This window comes from Escherichia sp. KTE114, assembly GCF_000407765.1.
In the GTDB taxonomy this organism is placed as follows: Bacteria; Pseudomonadota; Gammaproteobacteria; order Enterobacterales; family Enterobacteriaceae; genus Escherichia; species Escherichia ruysiae.
Genome location: NZ_KE136626.1, coordinates 4,118,472 through 4,139,214, shown reverse-complemented (window position 1 = coordinate 4,139,214; position 20,743 = coordinate 4,118,472). Strand labels below are relative to the sequence as shown.

Annotated in this window: 15 protein-coding genes and 2 pseudogenes; 8 read left to right on the top strand and 9 right to left on the bottom strand. The window is 50.6% G+C overall.

Translation table 11 applies throughout. The features are described from left to right. The first annotated feature begins 160 nt into the window (after window positions 1–160). On the top strand, window positions 161–763 hold the full coding sequence (gene ais / locus WC5_RS01665; RefSeq protein WP_000879119.1) for a lipopolysaccharide core heptose(II)-phosphate phosphatase Ais: 603 nt from the start codon (window positions 161–163) through the stop codon (window positions 761–763). Between the two features lie 38 nt (window positions 764–801). On the opposite strand, the gene nudI is transcribed toward ais, so the two are convergent. After that, window positions 802–1,227 (bottom strand): nucleoside triphosphatase NudI, encoded by a 426-nt coding sequence (gene nudI / locus WC5_RS01670; RefSeq protein WP_001249882.1) that lies wholly within the window; start codon window positions 1,225–1,227, stop codon window positions 802–804. 44 nt (window positions 1,228–1,271) lie between these two features. Here nudI and WC5_RS0122830 point away from each other — a divergent pair, with 44 nt between their 5' ends. From WC5_RS0122830 to WC5_RS01680, 3 genes are all read left to right on the top strand, one after another. Further along, window positions 1,272–1,478, top strand: a complete 207-nt coding sequence (locus tag WC5_RS0122830) for a hypothetical protein (RefSeq protein WP_000372571.1) — start codon at window positions 1,272–1,274, stop codon at window positions 1,476–1,478. 26 nt (window positions 1,479–1,504) lie between these two features. Then, window positions 1,505–2,047, top strand: coding sequence for a YfaZ family outer membrane protein (locus tag WC5_RS01675; RefSeq protein ID WP_000712686.1), 543 nt, complete (start codon window positions 1,505–1,507; stop codon window positions 2,045–2,047). A 99-nt stretch (window positions 2,048–2,146) separates the two neighbouring features. Continuing rightward, a complete protein-coding gene (locus WC5_RS01680) occupies window positions 2,147–3,358 on the top strand; it encodes a nicotinamide mononucleotide deamidase-related protein YfaY (protein ID WP_000921645.1) in 1,212 nt (403 codons plus the stop codon). A 47-nt stretch (window positions 3,359–3,405) separates the two neighbouring features. On the opposite strand, the pseudogene WC5_RS01685 reads toward WC5_RS01680, so the two are convergent. The 5 genes and pseudogenes from WC5_RS01685 to glpA form a co-directional block, all read right to left on the bottom strand. Continuing rightward, window positions 3,406–3,606, bottom strand: a pseudogene (locus tag WC5_RS01685) (Rpn/YhgA-type helix-turn-helix domain-containing protein); the annotation flags it as partial. Then, window positions 3,607–4,604 (bottom strand): annotated as a pseudogene (locus tag WC5_RS0122825) (ISNCY family transposase). A gap of 193 nt (window positions 4,605–4,797) precedes the next feature. After that, window positions 4,798–5,988, bottom strand: a complete 1,191-nt coding sequence (gene glpC / locus WC5_RS01690; protein WP_001000375.1) for an anaerobic glycerol-3-phosphate dehydrogenase subunit GlpC — start codon at window positions 5,986–5,988, stop codon at window positions 4,798–4,800. Next, on the bottom strand, window positions 5,985–7,244 hold the full coding sequence (glpB, locus tag WC5_RS01695) for a glycerol-3-phosphate dehydrogenase subunit GlpB (protein ID WP_001209912.1): 1,260 nt from the start codon (window positions 7,242–7,244) through the stop codon (window positions 5,985–5,987). The genes glpC and glpB overlap by 4 nt, the downstream gene beginning before the upstream one ends. Then, window positions 7,234–8,862: an anaerobic glycerol-3-phosphate dehydrogenase subunit A gene (glpA, locus tag WC5_RS01700; protein ID WP_000857222.1), complete on the bottom strand. Its 1,629-nt coding sequence runs from the start codon at window positions 8,860–8,862 to the stop codon at window positions 7,234–7,236. The genes glpB and glpA overlap by 11 nt, the downstream gene beginning before the upstream one ends. A gap of 272 nt (window positions 8,863–9,134) precedes the next feature. On the opposite strand from glpA, the gene glpT reads away from it, so the two are divergent. From glpT to inaA, 3 genes are all read left to right on the top strand, one after another. Then, window positions 9,135–10,493, top strand: coding sequence for a glycerol-3-phosphate transporter (glpT, locus tag WC5_RS01705; protein WP_000948734.1), 1,359 nt, complete (start codon window positions 9,135–9,137; stop codon window positions 10,491–10,493). Between the two features lie 4 nt (window positions 10,494–10,497). After that, the gene (glpQ, locus tag WC5_RS01710; RefSeq protein WP_000779064.1) at window positions 10,498–11,574 is read left to right on the top strand and encodes a glycerophosphodiester phosphodiesterase; all 1,077 of its coding nucleotides are present in this window, start codon (window positions 10,498–10,500) and stop codon (window positions 11,572–11,574) included. A gap of 251 nt (window positions 11,575–11,825) precedes the next feature. Next, window positions 11,826–12,476, top strand: a complete 651-nt coding sequence (gene inaA / locus WC5_RS01715) for a lipopolysaccharide kinase InaA (protein ID WP_000301023.1) — start codon at window positions 11,826–11,828, stop codon at window positions 12,474–12,476. A gap of 53 nt (window positions 12,477–12,529) precedes the next feature. On the opposite strand, the gene yfaE is transcribed toward inaA, so the two are convergent. The 3 genes from yfaE to nrdA all read right to left on the bottom strand — a co-directional run bounded on the left by yfaE (window position 12,530) and on the right by nrdA (window position 16,288). Beyond that, on the bottom strand, window positions 12,530–12,784 hold the full coding sequence (gene yfaE, locus WC5_RS01720; protein ID WP_000135040.1) for a ferredoxin-like diferric-tyrosyl radical cofactor maintenance protein YfaE: 255 nt from the start codon (window positions 12,782–12,784) through the stop codon (window positions 12,530–12,532). Next, window positions 12,784–13,914 (bottom strand): class Ia ribonucleoside-diphosphate reductase subunit beta, encoded by a 1,131-nt coding sequence (nrdB, locus tag WC5_RS01725; protein ID WP_000332038.1) that lies wholly within the window; start codon window positions 13,912–13,914, stop codon window positions 12,784–12,786. Before nrdB ends, yfaE begins: the two co-directional genes overlap by 1 nt. Window positions 13,915–14,002: 88 nt before the next feature. After that, window positions 14,003–16,288 (bottom strand): class 1a ribonucleoside-diphosphate reductase subunit alpha, encoded by a 2,286-nt coding sequence (gene nrdA / locus WC5_RS01730; protein ID WP_001075190.1) that lies wholly within the window; start codon window positions 16,286–16,288, stop codon window positions 14,003–14,005. A 689-nt stretch (window positions 16,289–16,977) separates the two neighbouring features. Here nrdA and yfaL point away from each other — a divergent pair. Next, window positions 16,978–20,712, top strand: a complete 3,735-nt coding sequence (gene yfaL / locus WC5_RS01735) for an AIDA-I family autotransporter adhesin YfaL/EhaC (protein WP_001036997.1) — start codon at window positions 16,978–16,980, stop codon at window positions 20,710–20,712. Window positions 20,713–20,743 lie beyond the last annotated feature (31 nt).

Here is a 20,743-nt window from a genome sequence, read left to right as displayed (position 1 = left end):
TGTTTTTGTATCTTATTCAGGCTTTTAATTTGACAAGATTTAAGGCATTTTGCGTGCATCGTAATGTTTTAATACTATCCCAGCCACTATTTACCAGTGAAAATGTCGTTTGTTTTCGCGGTCATTTAGCTGGCTACGCTTGTCTATAGGTGGAGCTTAAGTGTTAGCTTTTTGTCGGACTTCGTTGAAGTCTAAAAAATATATCTACATTTTACTGGTGCTTGGGGCGATTGCGGGGCTGGGTACACATGCTGCCTGGAGCAGTAATGGTTTGCCGCGTATCGACAATAAAACGCTGGCCAGATTAGCGCAGCAGCACCCGGTTGTGGTTCTGTTTCGCCATGCGGAACGCTGCGATCGCTCCTCTAATCAATGCTTGTCAGACAAAACGGGCATTACGGTGAAAGGTGCTCAGAATGCCCGTGAACTGGGCAAAGCTTTTAGCGCGGACATCCCTGATTTCGATCTTTATTCCAGTAATACCGTTCGGACTATTCAATCAGCGACCTGGTTTTCTGCTGGAAAAAAACTGACGGTAGATAAACGTTTTCTACAATGTAGAAATGAGATTTATAACACAATTAAGGAGTTGCAAAGTAAAGCGCCAGATAAAAATATCGTTATTTTCACCCATAACCATTGTCTGACCTATATCGCTAAAGATAAACGAAACGTGACATTTAAACCAGATTATCTGGATGGGCTGGTAATGCATGTTGAAAATGGCAACGTTTTACTGGATGGTGGGTTTGTTAATCGGTGATTTGTTAATATGACAGCCAATAATGGCTGTCATTACTGTTACATCAGACCTTTCAAACGTAACGTTTTCTGAGTGGCGACATTCAAATCATAGTGAGCAAGATCTTCAGGTTTTACCCATGCGTATTCCTGAAACTCTTCGTTAATTTTCACTTCACGGTTGGCAGAGACGCAGTCAAAGATCAGGTAAATCATATAAATCTCTTCCTTGCGACCATCTGCATACGTCTTGATGCGGATGTCATCACTGAACGTCCATGGCGTGATGTCAGTAAGAATCAGTTGCTCGCCCAGCTCTTCTCTGATTTCACGACGTAATGCTTCTTCAATGCGCTCACCGGGTTCTACGCCGCCGCCAGACAGCGCCCATTGTCCGGGGAAAACGCCGCGATCGTCGGCCATTTTACACAGCAGATAAGCACCATCATTTTGAATTAAGGGACAAACTATAGTCCGTTGCCGCATGGGAATATTCCTTATCACTGAAAATAAAACAAAAGAATACGGCAATGGATCAACTCGTGAAAGCGGCATTGGCCTTTTTTGCGACGATAACCGCGATGATTATTTTTCTGGCAATCAATTTTTGGTGGCTACTTTTTCTGCACTTAATTATTAAAGAAGTATTTAGTTACAATAAGTTAGCAGATCGCTTTTTTCACGCATTGAATCCTCTGTGTCAGGCAGTACAATCCCGCAGCTTTGGGGACTTTTAATTATCTTCTTGCGGGAAAAGGTAAAAATGAAAAAATTTGCACTGCCAGTTCTGGCTGGAATGCTATTGGTTTCTGCATCGGCAAATGCGATAAGCATTAGCGGTCAGGCGGGAAAAGAATATACCAATATTGGCGTCGGTTTCGGTACTGAATCGACCGGTCTGGCATTAAGCGGTAACTGGACACATAACGATGACGACGGTGACGTCGCGGGCGTTGGTCTGGGATTGAATCTGCCGCTAGGACCGTTAATGGCAACTGTGGGCGGTAAAGGCGTTTACACCAACCCGAACGACGGCGATGAAGGTTATGCCGCAGCAGTAGGCGGTGGCTTGCAGTGGCAAATTGGCGATAGCTTCCGTCTGTTTGGCGAGTATTACTACTCTCCGGATTCGCTCTCCAGCGGTATTAAAAGTTATGAAGAAGCGAATGCTGGCGCGCGTTACACCATCATGCGTCCGATCAGCATTGAGGCGGGCTACCGCTACCTGAACCTGTCGGCTAAAGACGGTAACCGCGACAACGCCGTGGCTGACGGCCCGTATGTCGGTGTTAACGCCAGTTTCTGATGCCTTCCGGCGCGGCGTTCTGCCGCGCCATTCAGTTTCTTACTACGCCTTATCTCCCTTTGCGTTATAGTGATTCGATAACAAAAGCAGGAGATAACCATGTTAAAAGTGGAAATGTTATCCACCGGGGATGAAGTGTTACACGGGCAAATCGTTGACACTAACGCTGCCTGGCTGGCGGATTTTTTCTTTCATCAGGGATTGCCATTATCTCGCCGCAATACAGTGGGCGATAACCTTGATGATTTAGTGACCATTCTGCGCGAACGTAGTCAGCACGCCGATGTGCTGATCGTCAATGGCGGACTGGGGCCGACCAGTGATGATTTAAGCGCACTCGCCGCAGCGACCGCCAAAGGTGAAAGCCTGGTTCTTCATGAAGCCTGGCTCGAAGAGATGGAACGCTATTTCCGCGAACGCGGTCGCGTAATGGCGCCGAGCAACCGCAAACAGGCGGAGCTGCCTGCCAGTGCAGAATTTATCAATAATCCGGTTGGTACGGCCTGTGGTTTTGCTGTGCAACTTAACCGTTGCCTGATGTTCTTTACCCCAGGCGTGCCGTCGGAATTTAAAGTGATGGTCGAGCACGAAATCCTGCCGCGCCTGCGTGAGCGTTTTTCTTTGCCGCAACCGCCGGTTTGTCTGCGGCTGACCACTTTTGGTCGTTCGGAAAGCGATCTGGCGCAAAGCCTGGATGCGTTGCAACTACCGCCAGGTGTGACGATGGGCTATCGCTCCTCCATGCCGATTATTGAACTGAAACTCACCGGACCGGCAAGCGAGCAACAGGCGATGGAAAAACTGTGGCTGGATGTTAAACGTGTTGCCGGGCAGAGCATGATTTTTGAAGGCACCGAAGGGTTGCCAGCGCAAATCAGCCGCGAACTGCAAAGCCGCCAGTTCAGTCTGACGTTGAGCGAGCAATTCACCGGTGGCTTGCTGGCTTTGCAACTTTCTCGCGCGGGGGCACCATTACTGGCATGTGAAGTGGTTCCTTCACAGGAAGAAACCCTGGCGCAAACTGCGCACTGGATAACGGAACGCCGAGCTAACCATTTCGCCGGGCTGGCGCTGGCGGTTTCTGGTCTGGAAGATGAGCATCTCAACTTTGCGCTGGCTACGCCAGACGGCACTTTCGCCCTGCGAGTACATTTCAGCACCACGCGCTACAGCCAGGCTATCCGTCAGGAGGTGTGCGCAATGATGGCGCTTAATATGCTGCGCCGCTGGCTAAACGGCCTGGATATTGCCAGCGAGCATGGCTGGATTGAGGTTGTGGAGTCGTTGACGCTGTCGCCACAGGGGGCGTGAAAGAGGGCGTGCCGGGGAGAAGGCTTTTACCCGGCACGTTGTCGCGTTCATTGCAGACTTAATGGGGTGAGATCGGCATCGGTTAGCTGGGTTGTTGCCAGCACAATCTCACGTTCAAAACCTTGTTCCAGCATTCGTAAGGCGATTTTAATGGCTTGTTCGTGCAAACCTTCCAATTTATCTTCCTGCCAGCCAATTTGGTGTCCTTCCTGCCGTAGCCGTTCAGCAATGGTCATTAATCTCTCCTTTTAATGACAGTTCGGTGGAATATCAGCATCAGTGAGTTGGGTTGTCGCCAGCACAATCTCACGTTCAAAGCCTTGTTCCAGCATTCGTAAGGCGATTTTAATGGCTTGTTCATGCATGCCTTCCTGCAAACCTTCTAATTTACCTTCCTGCAAACCTTCTAATTTACCTTCTTGCAAGCCTTCTAATTTACCTTCTTGCCAGCCTTCAATCTTACCCTCCTGCCAGCCAATTTGATGTCCTTCCTGCCGTAGCCGTTCAGCAATAGTCATCAATCTCTCCTTTTGTAGTGGTGAACGTTCGGCAATCTCCTGAATAAAGCGGGTGAAACGGGAGGTATCGCCACATTGAGGAGATAATTAAACAGTGTTTGCAATTGGCTGTCATTAGTGAAGCCTCTAACCAAAAGCGTGGTGATCCTGTCGACCATGCCGATTAAATCGCGGTCGCGAATATGTTTTTGAATAAGTTCCAGCAGAGCTATACGCCGATGTTGCATGATCTCATCGTCAGGTACGATGGTGATATCCACCAACGGAAAAGCTTCGGTGTACAACTGCCGGGCAAGTTGCGGATCGTTAAATTCATCCAGCCAGTTGAGAGAATACGGGTAGGGCGAGGTTTCGCCATGATAAAACAGCAATGGCACTACCAGCGGGACTTTGTCATAACCTTTATCCAGGTGACGCTGCATGGCGGCGGTGGCATAGCGCATCAGCCGAAAGGCCATATTCTTTTCCGCAGAACTTTGATGTTCAATTACGCAGTAGATATAGCCGTCACCTTCGCTGGTTTCTACCGACCACAAAACATCCGAATAGTAAGCGCGTAAGCTTTTTTCAATAAAACTTGTGGGTTCCAGCCTTAACGTATGCAGATTACACAGCTTACGTAACGGTTCCGGTAGATGTATTTCCAGAAAATCCCGTGCGGTATCGGGTGAGAACATAAAGGTTTTAAATACCGCATCATGCGGGGAGGAGGTTGTTGATTCAGTCATGGTTGTCCGTCACCTGATATTTATGATGACGCGACATTACGGTTATCCCAGGCCTTTGACATCTGCCAGTTTCAGCCTTTGCGAGACGTTTTCCGGGGAATTTTCATTGTGATGAAACGCATACATTGGGTACGGAATCGCGCACGCAAAAATGCCCGATAAGCAATGCGCTTACCGGGCATCAGAAGGGAGTTTAAACCAGCGCCTGAGCCAGCAGCGTAATCGGATGTTCGCAGCGAAGACTTGTGGACATCTCAATCTGCCATTTGCAGGTTTCGCAGTCGGTAACCACCAGATCCGCGCCGCTCTCTTCTATCTGGCGGAACAGCGGTGCACCGATGGCTTGTGAGGTGGGGTAGTTCTCTTTTTTGAAACCGTAAGTACCCGCAATACCGCAGCACAGGGAATCCAGCACCGTTAACTCAAGCCCCGGGATTTTACGCAACAGCTCCAGGGTGTAGAGCGTCCAGCCCATTTTTTCCATATGGCACGGTGTGTGATAAACCACTTTTAGCGGCAGCGGTTTCAGCGGCAAGGTTTTGCCTTCGTCCAGCTTGCGCCACAGCCAGCGGGTTGCCAGTTCGATATGATCGCGCAAGCCTTTGTTGTCGACATTCAGCACTTCCGGGTACTCGTCGCGCAAGGCAAACGTACAGGTAGAGGAGGTAGCAATGACCGGAATGCCTTTTACCCCCACAGCTTCGCGGATCGATTCCACGTTAGTGATTGCCTGTTTACGCGCTTTATCGGTAAAACCGTTGGCGATGAGTGGCACACCGCAGCATTTCTCTTTGCTGAGCAGTTGTACGCCGGTGCCCATCGCGTTGAGCACTTTAATTAAATCCTTGCCTAACTGCGGATGGTTGTAGTTAACGAAGCAGCCGTGGAAAAAGGCCACCTGGTCTTTATATTGCGCCTGCTGCGCAGCCACACTGCGATACCAGCGACGAAAAGTGCCGAAGGAGTATTTCGGCAGCGTGCGGCGATGGTCAATTTTTAACGCCGCATCAAGCAGTTGTCGCACTGGTTTCAGCGAGGTAGCGGTGTTGACGATAGGCGCGAACGGCGTGGAAACGCTACCCATCAGGTCGGTATGACTCAAAACGAAATTGCGCAGCGACGGGCGCGTGGTGTCATATTTCGCCCGCGCGCGCTGGATGATATCGCCAATCTTCACATCGGACGGGCAGGCGACTTCGCAACGTTTGCAGTTAATGCAATATTTCAGCGCCTCGTCATACAGGGCGCCATCTTTCAGACGCAGACGCTCGCCATCCGGCCCGGCCTGTTTTGGCCCCGGATAGCCCGGATTCACCCGGCTTACCGGGCAGGCGGTGGTACAGACGGTACACTTAATGCAGTTTTCGAAGCTGGTGTCGTTCATTGTTGGCCTCCTGCGCGTTGGGCAATCTGTTGAGCAGCATGTAATGCACTGACAGCACAAACGCCGCCGCCGCATCCCTGAGAGATAGGATCATATCCGCCCAGCACCGATCCGATGGCAAACAAGTTTTCTACCGTCTGGCCTGCCTGCGATGGGCGTAGTGCCTCATCAGTGGTTACACCGAACTGCTGCCATGGTTGCGCCGCAAAAAAATCACTTCGATACCACTCACCCCGCGTGGCGGTTTGCAGCACATCAAGGCCGAGAATCGGCTCGCGAATGCCGTTGCGTTCCGCAACCAGTCCGCCGCTAAAGAAGCTGCCGCTGGCGAGAACCGCGAAACGTGGACGCAGCGGGATGTCGGCGTGATTACGAGTCCAGATTTCATTCACCACGCCATTTTTACAGGTCACTTTTTTCACTTCATCGCCCGGCATCCATACACCGCCCTGGCGCACGAACTGACGTTGAAGCTGATTTTGCAGACGAATGCCCAGCACGGAAGGTGGCAGTGTCGGCAGTAACATTAATGAACAGGGTAATTGTTCGTTCAGCCAGCGCCAGAGTCTGTCATCAGCCAGGCCGAAGCAGGCTGGCATCAGGATCATTTCACAGGTGTTGGCGACAGGGATAAGCGCATCAAGCAACAGTGGCCAGTTTTCTTCGTTATCAAGGAAACGGGCAATATTTACCGCGCGGAACTCGGTGGCGTTATTACGTAGCACATCCAGTTCCGGCAGTTCAATTTCTGCGGTTTCAACCGAAAGATCCAATTCACGTAACGAAGCTGCCGCAAGATGCGCCTGAAAATCCATCAGCCCGCTGATACCCACCACACATATTTTCTTCGCTGGCAACGGCCAGACGGGGACTTCTGGCGAGCTTAGCCAGGTTGAGCGCAGAGTGCCGAGCGGTGTAACTCGCTGGTGAGCCAGTTCAACGCTACCCTGCAATTGCGCACCGCTTTCAGCGATCAATGCCTGCGCCCTGCAAGCGAGATCGAGCACGCGCTGTGAGCCGAGAACACTGTAAGGATGGGCAGGAGCCTGATGGCACAAAGATTCCAGGCCGTCGTGAATGTCTGTCACTGGCTGACCGTCCGGCAGATGGCTCAGTAAATCCAGCGATCCGGACGAAAAATGCAGCGCGCTTTGACCACGAGTGACAATCGCACAGCGCAGGCCGTGTTTTTGTAGTTGCAGGCCGCAGAGTAATCCGGCAAGACCGCCGCCCATAATGACAGTATCAAATCGCATCTTTCTGCTCCTTCTCCAGACCACACAGTCCCTGATAAACCCACCGGGTAAATTCGCTTTCGCGCAGCGCATCGCCCCAGGCAACAGGTTGCACGCCTTTCCAGCGTTCGTTCAGGAAGGTGGAAAGTTGCTCGATAGATTGCGCAGAGGTGGTGACATTAAAGCGTTGCAGCAGCCCGGCGGCGCGGCAGGCGCAGAGTTCGCCCTGGCAGGTGCCCATTCCCACACGGGTACGACGGCGCAAATCTAACAGGCTATTAACGTTTAAATTCTCTACTGCGTACTGCACTTCTCCTGCAGTGACGGCTTCGCATTCACAGACCAGGCTGCGGTGCAAACGGCCTTCACTTAACCAGGCGGGTGTGCGATCGCCATGACGGTAAACCGCAGAACCGCGCAGCGGCGCTGGCAGAGATATGATTTTTTGCAGCGTGGCTTCAGCCGGTTCCTGTGAACCTGGTAGCGGCGTATCGGCAGTGATGCAGGGGCGCGTGTTGCCCAGTTTGCGGCACACCGAGTCAGTAGCCCATTCCGCCATCAGGCGGTAGGTCATCAGTTTGCCGCCGGTGATGGTGATAAATCCGTCCAGCCCGTCGCGTTCGGCGTGATCGAGCAGCACGATGCCGCGACTGACGTTACGTCCGCTCGGGTCGTCATCGCTGGCAACCAGTGGGCGCACGCCAGAGTAGGCTCGCAGAATACGCGTTTTCGCCATCACCGGAGCCAGTTTTTCCCCTTCACGCAGCAGAATATCCACTTCTTCCGCCGTCACCCGGTTGTCGTCGATCTCATCGTAATCAATACGTAAAGAGGTGGTGCCAATGAGAGAAATAGTGTCGCCGGGCACCAGAATATCGGCATCAGAAGGTTTACGGCAGCGGTTGATCACATGCTGATTAATGCGGTGATCCATGATCAGCAGCGCTCCTTTCGCCGGGAACATACGAATGCGCAGATCGGCATATTCTGCGATATGTTGCCCCCAGATCCCGGCGGCATTAACCACCACAGGTGCATGAAGTGCCTGGGTTTCGCCGGTGAGATGGTTACGCACACGAACGCCACATACCGTCGCGCCTTCACGAATCAGGCCAGTGACTTCGTGGGCGGTGAGGATAACTGCACCGTGTTCTTTCGCATCGAGCATATTTGCTGCGGTCAAACGAAATGGATCAACGGTGCCATCCGGGACTTTCACTGCACCTATCAATGCCGGGTTAACGGAAGGTTCGATAATGCGCGCTTGCTGCGGATCGATGGCTTCTGCGCTTATTCCTGCTTCTTCGCAAGCGCGAATAAAAGTGGTTTGAAAGGAGAGGTCATCTTCTGGCAGGGTGATAAACAGGCCGTTGGTCGGCTCAACACAATGACGCGCAATGCGTTTTAATATCTTGTTTTCACTAATACATTCGCGGGCCGATTCCGCATCGGTTACCGCATAGCGCGCGCCGCTGTGCAGCAGACCGTGGTTACGCCCGGTCGCGCCTGTGGCGATGTCATGGCGCTCAACCAAAATCACGCGCAGCCCGCGTAGGGCACAGTCGCGGGCAATCCCGGCTCCCGTTGCGCCGCCGCCAATGATAATCACGTCACTTGATTGCGAGTCGCGAGTTTTCATTGTTATCCCTCTGAAGTTCGTTTTTTACCATTTAGCCATAGTAAAAACATGAATTGTTTGATTTCGCGCATATTCGCTCACAATTCGAAAGTGAAACGTGATTTCATGCGTCTTTCGGAACATTTCAATCATTGTGTTTAATAATGTGTGCGGTAATTCACATTTAATTTATGAATGTTTTCTTAACATCGCGGCAACTCAAAAAACGGCAGGTTCTTCTACTGAATCAGGCTGTTAATCATAAATAAGACCATGGGCCACGGAGGCTATAAATGTTGAGTATTTTTAAACCGGCGCCACACAAAGCGCGCTTACCTGCTGCGGAGATCGACCCGACCTATCGTCGATTACGCTGGCAAATTTTCCTGGGGATATTCTTTGGTTATGCTGCTTACTATCTGGTTCGTAAGAACTTTGCTCTTGCTATGCCCTATCTGGTGGAGCAGGGATTCTCGCGTGGTGATTTAGGTTTTGCGCTTTCAGGGATCTCAATCGCCTATGGATTTTCGAAATTCATCATGGGCTCGGTATCGGATCGCTCGAATCCGCGCGTTTTCCTGCCAGCTGGTTTGATTCTTGCTGCGGCAGTGATGCTGTTTATGGGATTTGTGCCGTGGGCGACTTCCAGTATTGCGGTGATGTTCGTGCTGTTGTTCCTCTGCGGCTGGTTCCAGGGGATGGGATGGCCGCCGTGTGGTCGTACCATGGTGCACTGGTGGTCACAGAAAGAACGTGGCGGCATTGTGTCGGTGTGGAACTGTGCGCATAACGTCGGCGGTGGTATTCCGCCGCTGTTGTTCTTGCTGGGGATGGCCTGGTTCAATGACTGGCACGCGGCGCTTTATATGCCGGCTTTCTGTGCCATTCTGGTGGCGCTTTTCGCTTTTGCCATGATGCGCGATACCCCGCAATCCTGTGGTCTGCCGCCGATCGAAGAGTACAAAAATGACTATCCGGACGATTATAACGAAAAAGCGGAACAGGAGCTGACTGCGAAGCAAATCTTCATGCAGTACGTGCTGCCGAACAAACTGCTGTGGTATATCGCTATCGCTAACGTGTTCGTTTACCTGCTGCGCTACGGCATCCTCGACTGGTCGCCAACCTACCTGAAAGAGGTGAAACACTTCGCGCTGGATAAATCTTCCTGGGCCTACTTCCTTTATGAGTACGCGGGCATTCCGGGCACCCTTTTGTGCGGCTGGATGTCGGATAAAGTCTTCCGTGGTAACCGTGGCGCAACCGGCGTCTTCTTTATGACTCTGGTGACCATTGCCACTATCGTTTACTGGATGAACCCGGCGGGCAACCCGACCGTAGATATGATTTGTATGATTGTCATCGGCTTCCTGATTTATGGCCCTGTCATGCTGATCGGTCTGCACGCGCTGGAACTGGCACCGAAAAAAGCGGCAGGTACGGCGGCAGGCTTTACCGGACTGTTTGGTTATCTGGGCGGTTCTGTAGCGGCGAGTGCGATTGTTGGCTACACCGTGGATTTCTTCGGCTGGGATGGCGGCTTTATGGTAATGATTGGCGGCAGCATTCTGGCAGTTATCTTGTTAATTGTCGTGATGATTGGCGAAAAACGTCGCCATCAGGAATTACAGCAAAAACGCAACGGAGGCTAATGGCATGAAATTGACGCTGAAAAACCTTAGCATGGCGATCATGATGAGTGGAATGATCATGGGAAGCAGTGCAATGGCGGCAGACAACAGCGAGAAAATTGTAATAGCCCATCGCGGCGCCAGTGGTTATTTGCCGGAGCATACGCTGCCAGCAAAAGCGATGGCGTATGCACAGGGGGCTGACTATCTGGAGCAGGATTTGGTAATGACCAAAGACGACCATCTGGTCGTCCTGCATGATCACTATCTTGATCGCGTTACTGATGTTGCCGATCGTTTCCCGGACAGGGCACGCAAAGACGGTCGTTACTACGCGATAGATTTCACGCTGGATGAAATTAAATCACTGAAATTTACCGAAGGCTTCGATATTGAAAACGGTAAGAAAGTGCAGACTTTCCCTGGACGCTTCCCGATGGGTAAATCTGACTTCCGGGTGCATACTTTCGAAGAAGAGATTGAATTTGTTCAGGGGTTAAACCATTCGACCGGGAAAAACATCGGCATCTACCCGGAGATTAAAGCGCCGTGGTTCCATCACCAGGAAGGGAAAGATATAGCGGCTAAAACTCTGGAAGTGCTGAAAAAATATGGTTACACCAGCAAAGGGGACAAAGTTTATTTGCAATGCTTTGATGCTGATGAGCTGAAACGCATTAAAAATGAGCTGGAACCGAAAATGGGCATGGATCTCAATCTGGTTCAGTTGATTGCTTATACTGACTGGAATGAAACTCAGCAGAAACAGCCGGACGGAACCTGGGTAAATTACAGCTATGACTGGATGTTTAAGCCGGGCGCCATGAAGCAGGTGGCGGAATATGCTGACGGCATTGGCCCCGATTACCATATGGTCATTGATGAGACATCGCAGCCGGGCAATATTAAACTTACTGGAATGGTGAAAGATGCACAGCAGAATAAGCTGGTAGTGCATCCTTATACCGTGCGGTCGGATAAACTGCCGGCATATACGACCGATGTGAATCAACTGTATGACGCCCTGTATAACAAAGCAGGTGTTAATGGGCTGTTTACGGACTTCCCGGATAAGGCAGTAAAATTCCTCAATAAAGAGTAAGTTCAGTGTCGGATGGCACGTAAGTGCCATCCGGTATATCTCTTCATTCAAAGCCTCATCTACGTCATAGTAAAATAGCGGACATATTTAATTCTTCATAAAGTCTGTTGGTTATCCTTACTTGCTGTTCTTTAGAGCGGGATGACTTGTTCCCGGCAAAAGAAATCCATTAAGAAACACTTTTTATTAAGTTTTTCTTAAGGTAAACACCTATAGTCATTGTCGTTAATAATAAAGACAGGCGACAGGGTATGGCAGTTTCAGCAAAACACGATGAGTTCAATCATTGGTGGGCTACAGAAGGTGACTGGGTTGAGGAGCCGAATTACCGCCGCAACGGTATGAGCGGGGTGCAATGCGTCGAGCACAACGGCAAAAAGTTGTATGTGAAGCGCATGACTCACCACTTGTTTTATTCTATCCGCTATCCGTTTGGGCGTCCGACGATTGTTCGGGAGATAGCTGTAATAAAAGATCTGAAGCGCGCCGGTGTAATTGTGCCGAACATCGTTTTTGGTGAAGCGGTGAAAATTGAGGGTGAATGGCGCGCGTTGCTGGTGACTGAAGATATGGCGGGGTTTGTCAGCATTGCTGACTGGTATTCACAACACGCAGTAACGCCTTATTCCGACGATGTACGGCAAGCAATGTTGAAAGCGGTGGCGCTGGCATTTAAAAAGATGCATAGCGTTAATCGTCAGCATGGTTGCTGTTATGTTCGCCATATCTATGTGAAAACAGAAGGTAAGGCAGAAGCAGGTTTTCTTGATCTGGAGAAAAGTCGCCGTCGTCTGCGTCGCCATAAGGCTATTCATCATGACTTCCGCCAGTTGGAGAAATATCTGGAGCCGATCCCCAAAGCGGACTGGGAGCAGGTGAAAGCATATTATTCTGCCATGTAATTGTTGTAGGCCAGATAAGACGCGTAAGCGTCGCATCTGGCGCTAGTACCCGATCACATCTCGATTTCAATATCACCTTTTGCCCGGCAACAACAGGGCAAAATTTCCCCAGGTTGAATAAAGGCTAACGGTTCGGCAATCCAGTCCACCTGGCCTGCGACAAGGCGCGTGCGACAGGAGCCGCAGTAGCCTTCGCGGCACTGATACTCAACCGCCACATTGTGGGATTCCAGCGCCGCCAGAAGAGAAGGGTGTTCATCCTGGCACAGCAGTTGTGTGCCAGTGATGCGCAGGGTAACGCGAGCCATCAGAGTTGGAAGTTACTCAAATCGTCGGTGTCTACTTCCGAGTCAATCTGTCCGACCAGATAAGAACTGACTTCCACTTCCTGCGGAGCAACTTGTACGTTATCAGACACCAGCCAGGTGTTGATCCACGGGATTGGGTTGGAGCGCGTCTGGAACGGCAGATCTAAACCAACCGCTTGCATACGGATATTGGTGATGTACTCGACGTACTGGCAGAGAATGTCTTTATTCAGACCAATCATCGAACCGTCACGGAACAGATAATCCGCCCAGTCTTTCTCCTGCTGTGCCGCCTGGACAAACAGGTCATAGCACTCCTGCTTACACTCTTCGGCAATTTCCGCCATCTCAGGATCGTCCGCGCCGCTGCGCAACAGATTCAGCATATGCTGAGTACCAGTCAGGTGCAGGGCTTCGTCACGGGCAATCAGGCGAATAATTTTGGCGTTGCCCTCCATCAGCTCACGTTCCGCGAATGCGAAAGAGCAGGCGAAGCTGACGTAGAAGCGGATCGCTTCCAGCGCGTTAACGCTCATCAGGCAGAGATAAAGTTTTTTCTTCAGCTCGCGCAGGCTAACGGTCACGGTTTTGCCGTTGACGGTATGGGTGCCTTCGCCCAGCAGATGCCAGTAACTGGTCATTTCGATCAGTTCGTCGTAGTAAGCTGAAATCCCTTCTGCGCGTTTCTGGATCTGCTCGTTGGTGACGATATCATCAAACACAACAGACGGATCGTTAACGATATTACGAATGATGTGCGTGTAGGAGCGGGAGTGAATAGTTTCCGAAAACGCCCAGGTTTCTACCCAGGTTTCCAGTTCGGGAATGGAAATCAGCGGCAGCAGCGCCACGTTCGGGCTACGACCCTGAATGGAGTCCAGTAGCGTCTGATATTTCAGGTTGCTGATAAAAATGTGTTTTTCGTGCTCCGGCAGCGCCTGGTAATCGATACGGTCGCGGGAGACGTCAACTTCTTCCGGACGCCAGAAGAAAGAGAGCTGCTTTTCGATCAATTTTTCGAAGATTTCATATTTTTGCTGATCGTAGCGAGCCACGTTGACCGGCTGACCAAAGAACATGGGTTCTTTGAGCTGATCATTCTTCGTCTGTGAAAAGGTGGTATATGCCATGAATGTGTCCTGTGGTTTTATTACCCCTCACCCTAACCCTCTCCCGCAAGGGGAGAGGGGACGGTTTGGTGCAAAGGCTGGGGGATTATCAGATCTTACATGCGCCGCTTTCGCAGCCATCGTCCTGGATTGACGGCACCAGATCGTCCTGCGCGTCTTCAGCGCCATCACGGGTGTTCTGATAATACAGCGTTTTGACCCCGAATTTGTAGGCGGTGAGCAGGTCTTTCAGCAACTGCTGCATCGGCACTTTTCCTGACGGGAAGCGTGACGGATCGTAGTTGGTGTTAGCAGAGATCGACTGATCGATAAATTTCTGCATGATACCCACCAGTTGCAGGTAGCCATCGTTACCCGGCATTTCCCACAGCAGCTCATAGGCGTCGTGCAGGTGCTCGTAGTCCGGCACCACCTGGCGCAGAATACCGTCTTTCGACGCTTTGATGCTGACGTAACCGCGCGGCGGTTCAATACCGTTAGTGGCGTTAGAGATCTGCGAAGAGGTCTCGGACGGCATCAGAGCAGAAAGCGTGGAGTTACGCAGGCCGTGCGTTTTGATTGACTCACGCAACGCTTCCCAGTCGTAATGCAGCGGTTCATTGGTGATAGCATCCAGATCTTTCTTGTAGGTATCGATCGGCAGGATACCTTTCGCGTAAGTGGTTTCGTTAAACCACGGGCACGCGCCTTGCTCTTTCGCCAGCTCGTTAGACGCTTTCAGCAGGTAATATTGAATTGCTTCGAAGGTTTTATGCGTCAGGTTGTTGGCACTGCCGTCGGAGTAGCGTTTACCGTGCTTCGCCAGATAGTAAGCGAAGTTGATCACACCAATACCCAGCGTGCGACGACCCATCGCTCCGCGTTTGGCTGCCGGGATCGGGTAATCCTGATAATCCAGCAGCGCGTCGAGTGCGCGCACCGCCAGAATCGCCAGCTCTTCCAGTTCATCCAGGCTATTAATTGCGCCCAGGTTGAAAGCAGACAGCGTACACAACGCGATTTCACCGTTTTCGTCGTTGACGTCATTCAGCGGTTTGGTCGGCAGGGCGATTTCCAGGCACAGGTTAGACTGGCGCACTGGCGCAATAGCCGGATCAAACGGGCTGTGGGTGTTGCAGTGGTCAACGTTCTGAATATAGATACGACCGGTAGACGCACGTTCCTGCATCATCAGCGAGAACAGCTCAACGGCTTTCACACGCTGTTTGCGGATGCTGTCGTCTTTTTCATATTTGGTGTACAGGCGCTCAAATTCTTCCTGATCGGCGAAGAACGCGTCGTATAACCCTGGCACATCGGACGGGCTGAACAGGGTGATATCTTCACCTTTCAGCAGGCGGGTATACATCAGTTTGTTGATTTGTACCCCGTAGTCCATATGACGCACGCGGTTGCCTTCAACCCCACGGTTGTTTTTCAGCACCAGCAGGCTTTCTACTTCCAGATGCCAAATTGGGTAGAACAGCGTTGCTGCACCACCGCGCACACCGCCCTGGGAGCAGGATTTCACAGCGGTCTGGAAATGCTTGTAGAACGGAATACAACCGGTGTGGAACGCTTCGCCACCGCGAATCGGGCTACCCAGCGCACGAATACGCCCGGCGTTGATACCGATACCGGCACGCTGGGAGACGTATTTTACAATCGCGCTGGATGTCGCATTGATGGAATCCAGGCTGTCGCCGCACTCAATCAGTACGCAGGAGCTGAACTGACGAGTCGGGGTACGCACGCCGGACATGATTGGCGTCGGCAGTGAAATTTTAAATGTGGAAACCGCGTCGTAAAAACGCTTCACGTATTGCAGACGGGTTTCACGCGGATAGTTTGAGAACAGGCAGGCAGCAACCAGAATATACAGGAACTGGGCGCTTTCGTAGATTTCGCCGGTGACGCGGTTTTGTACCAGATATTTCCCTTCCAGTTGCTTAACGGCAGCGTAAGAGAAGGTCATATCACGGTCGTGATCGATAAACGTGTCCATCTGCTTGAACTCTTCTTCCGTGTAGTCTTCCAGCAGATGATTATCGTATTTGCCCATATCGACCATTTTCTTCACATGGTCATACAGCGCAGGCGGTTCAAACTGACCGTAGGCTTTTTTACGCAGGTGGAAAATTGCCAGGCGCGCGGCGAGGTACTGATAATCCGGTGCTTCACGGGAGATCAGGTCTGCGGCAGCCTTGATAATGGTTTCGTGGATGTCAGAAGTCTTGATACCGTCATAAAACTGAATGTGGGAGCGCAGTTCGACCTGGGAAATCGAAACGTTATGCAGTCCTTCTGCCGCCCAATCCAGAACGCGATGGATTTTGTCGAGATTGATGCGCTCTGTGCTACCGTTGCGCTTTGTCACCAGCAGATTCTGATTCATGTATGTAGTACCTGTTTTGGGAATACTTTCCGCAATAGTGTCGCTTTGACTACCTGTAGTGAGGAAAGTCGCAATGAACACTATATATAGGGGGTATGTTTGGGATTCACTGCAAGATAGTGTGAAAATGGCCCTCTTGCAAGTGCATAACTTTGTGGATAACTCGCAACGGAAAAGGTGACTTCCACGCACCTTAGGTCAGACAAGGTGTTCGGGAAAGTCAATGGGAAGAGAAAAAATTGTTAAAAATAACCGTTCGGCGATTTCTTGAACGTTCAATTTAAGATAATTATTGATCCAGGTTATTTATTGCGCTTATGTCAGATGTGGCGAAAATTGATACCATCACAAACTCATATCATGTCGACACTTATTGTTATGTTTATGATGTGAGCAAATGTAAAGGGGGGGCGTTCACGAAACAGATATTTTTTAATCAGTAGATGTAAAATTAAAGTTTGCGATATTGATTATTCCAGGTAAACAAGAAATGAATTAATCAGTTTAATATGTTTTAATTATCATTGTTTAATAATCAAGTAAACTTTGAAAGAAATAATTAATACCTTTCTGTAAATATTATTGCTGGTTCGATTATTTTAAAAATTTCTTGTTTACAATTGGTTATTATCTACAATCGTAATATGCCTTTTAATGATAGCGTGTTATTTCTCACAGGCTGTCAGATCATGAATAAAAAATGGATTATTTTTATCAGGAAAGGGTATCTGTTAATTTTCCCGGCTGTCGTTGCTTGCGTGTTTACGCGTGCAAACGCGGCGTCGCAGATTCTGGCTTCATGTCAGGGGGTTAATGTTTCTACCAGTTGCCTGGCCAGTCGCCAGAGCCTCTCAGGTAGTATGCAGACCTGGAGTGTTGCTGACGGGCAATGGCTTATTTTTTCCTCTATGGCAAATGATGCCAGTGGCGGGGCGGTATTTTTACAACAAGGAGCTGATTTCATATTGTCAGCACAAGGTGGAACAGGTATGACTCTGTTCGAAAATAATACCGTGAGTGGTGAATATAATAATGGAGGTGCTATTTTTGCGAAAGAAAACTCAACGCTGAATCTTACTCAGGTTATCTTCGACAGTAATGTGGCAGGAGGATATGGCGGGGCTATCTATTCTGCGGGTACAAATGACGCTGGTGATATTGATCTTAGCGTTACCAATGCTGTATTTACAGGTAATATTGCTAACGATGGCAAAGGTGGCGCAATTTATTCGATTAATAATAATATTTACTTAAATAACACGATTTTTAATAATAATCGGGCATATACATCAACAAGTTACAGTGATGGCGATGGTGGCGCTATCGATATCACCGATAATAATACGGAAACCATTCACCCATCAGAGTTCACAATAATTAATAACACCACGTTTACAGATAATATTGCTGAAGGTTACGGTGGTGCAATTTATAGCAGTAGTACGAACTCTCCCTATCTTATTGATATTTCGGTTGATGCCAGCTACAGCTATAACGGTGGCGTTTTGGTGGATGAGAACAACAGTGCCACAGGATATGGCGATGTGCCATCTGCGTCGGCGGGCGGCTTTATGTACATCGATTCAAGTCAGGTCAGGTTTGATATCGCTGGTAATAAAACGTTGATTATTGGTGACCTGAGCAACGATGGTGCGCTCGATTCCATTGCCGGAACCGGAAGTATCAGCAAAACCGGCGCAGGCGAACTGGTGCTTAATGCGGATAATAATAATTTTACCGGCGAGATGCGGGTTGAAAATGGTGAAGTGACGCTGGGGCGTAGCAATTCGCTGATGAATGTTGGCGATGATCGTTGCCAGAGTAATCCACAAAATTGCTATGGCCTGATGGTCGGCAGTATCAGTCATCGGGATGATCAGGCAGAACTTAACGTTGGCGCAACACAGCAGACTTTTGTTCACTCACTGACGGGTTTTCAGAATGGCACTTTAAATATTGATGCTGGCGGTAACGTGACTGTAAATGCCGGCGGGTTTAGCGGAACTATTGAAGGTGAAGGGCAACTGACCATTGCTGAAAATGGTAGCTATGCGCTGGCGGGGGCGTCGTCGATGGCGCTGACCGGCGATATTGTGGTGGAAGATGGCGCAATCCTCTCGCTGGCGGGAAACGCGGCGGATCTGGCGGCGATGCAGGACGATCCGCAGTCAATTGTGTTAAACGGTGGCATATTAGATCTCTCCGATTTCACCACCTGGCAGAGCGGTACGTCAGAGAACGATGGGCTGGAAATCAGTGGCAGTGGCGGTACGGTAATTGGTCAGCAGGACGTTGTCGATCTTTATAGTGGTGAGGATTTGCATATTGGCGATGACGGGAAAAAAGGCGTCTATGTAGTGGTAGATGCAGGCGATGGACAGGTAAGCCTGGCGAATGACAATCAATACCTCGGCACAACACAAATCGCTTCCGGCACGCTGGTGGTGAGCAACAATTCTCAACTTGGTGATACTCACTATAACCGCCAGGTTATCTTCACTGATAATCAACAAGATAGTGCGATGGAGATTACGGCTGATGTCGATACTCGCTCTGCGATGGCTGGTCATGGGCGTGATATCGAAATGCGCGCTGATGGCGAAATTGTGGTTGACGATGGTGCTGTGACGCAGTGGGGCGCATTGATCGCCGACAGCAGTGGACAGCAGCAGGACGCGGGAACCACACTGACGAAAACCGGTGCAGGAACGCTGGAACTGACCGCCAGCGGTACAACGCAGTCGGCGGTACGTGTCGAAGAAGGCACCCTGAAAGGTGATGTTGCGGATATCCTTCCTTATGCTTCGTCACTGTGGGTCGGTGATGGGGCAACGTTCGTTACTGGCGCGGATCAGGATATTCAGTCAATTGATGCTACTTCCAGCGGCACTATCGACATCAGCGATGGTACGGTTTTGCGCCTGACCGGGCAGGATACTTCTGTCGCCCTTAATGCCTCACTGTTTAACGGCGATGGGACGCTGGTGAATGCCACCGATGGCGTGACGTTGACAGGTGAGCTTAATACCAACCTTGAAACTGACAGCCTGACTTATCTTTCAGGTGTGACGGTCAATGGTGATCTGAGCAATACTTTCGGCGCGATCAGCCTGCAAAATGGCGTCGCTGGCGATACCCTGACCGTAAACGATGATTACAACGGTGGCGGTACGCTGTTTCTCGACAGCGAATTAAACGGCGATGACTCGGTAAGCGACCAGTTGGTGTTGAACGGCAATACCGCTGGCAGCACGACTGTGGTGGTTAACCCCATTACTGGCATTGGCGAGCCGACATCTACAGGTATAAAAGTGGTTGATTTCGCTGGCGATCCCACGCAATTTCAAAATAATGCGCAGTTCAGTCTGGCGGGCAGCGGCTACGTCAATATGGGCGCTTACGACTATACGTTGGTGGAAGATAACAACGACTGGTATTTGCGATCACAAAAAGTCACGCCGCCATCGCCACCTGATCCGACTCCCGATCCCACGCCGGCTCCTGACCCAACGCCCGCTTATCAGCCGGTGCTGAATGCAAAAATTGGTGGATATCTTAATAACCTGCGGGCGGCAAATCAGGCGTTTGTGATGGAGCGACGCGATCACGCAGGTGGCGACGGTCAGACGCTGCATTTGCGTATTATCGGTGGACGTTATCATTACACGGCGGCGGGGCAGCTGGCTCAGCATGAAGACACCTCTACGGTGCAGCTTAGCGGCGACCTGTTTAGCGGGCGATGGGGCGATGATGGCGAATGGACGCTGGGAGCCATTGGTGGTTACAGCGATAACCAGGGGGAAAGCCGCTCGAATATGACCGGAACCCGCGCCGATAACCAGAACCACGGCTATGCTATTGGGCTGACTTCGAGCTGGTTTCAGCATGGTAGCCAGCAGCAGGGGGCGTGGCTGGATAGCTGGCTGCAATATGCATGGTTTAGCAATGATGTTTCCGAACAAGGTGACGGCACGGATTATTACCACTCGTCGGGGATTATCGCCTCGCTGGAAGCAGGGTATCAGTGGTTACCGGGGCATAGTGTGGTAATCGAACCGCAGGCGCAGGTGGTTTATCAGGGCGTGCAGCAGGATGATTTTACCGCCGCTAACCGTGCGCGGGTGTCGCAATCGCAGGGCGATGATATTCTGACGCGTGTCGGGATACATAGCGAATGGCGTAATACTTTCTATATCACGCCAACTCTGGATTTGAATTATTATCACGATCCCAATTCGGCGGAAATTGAAGAAGATGACAGCAATATCAGCGACGATACGGCGAAGCAGCGTGGTGAAATAAAAGTGGGAATAACTGGCAATATTAGTCAGCGAGTTTCCCTGCGCGGCAGTGTCGCATGGCAGAAGGGAAGTGATGATTTTGCCCAGACGGCAGGATTTTTGTCGATGACGGTGAAATGGTAATTGTTGTCCGCCCGGCATAGTTGCCGGATGC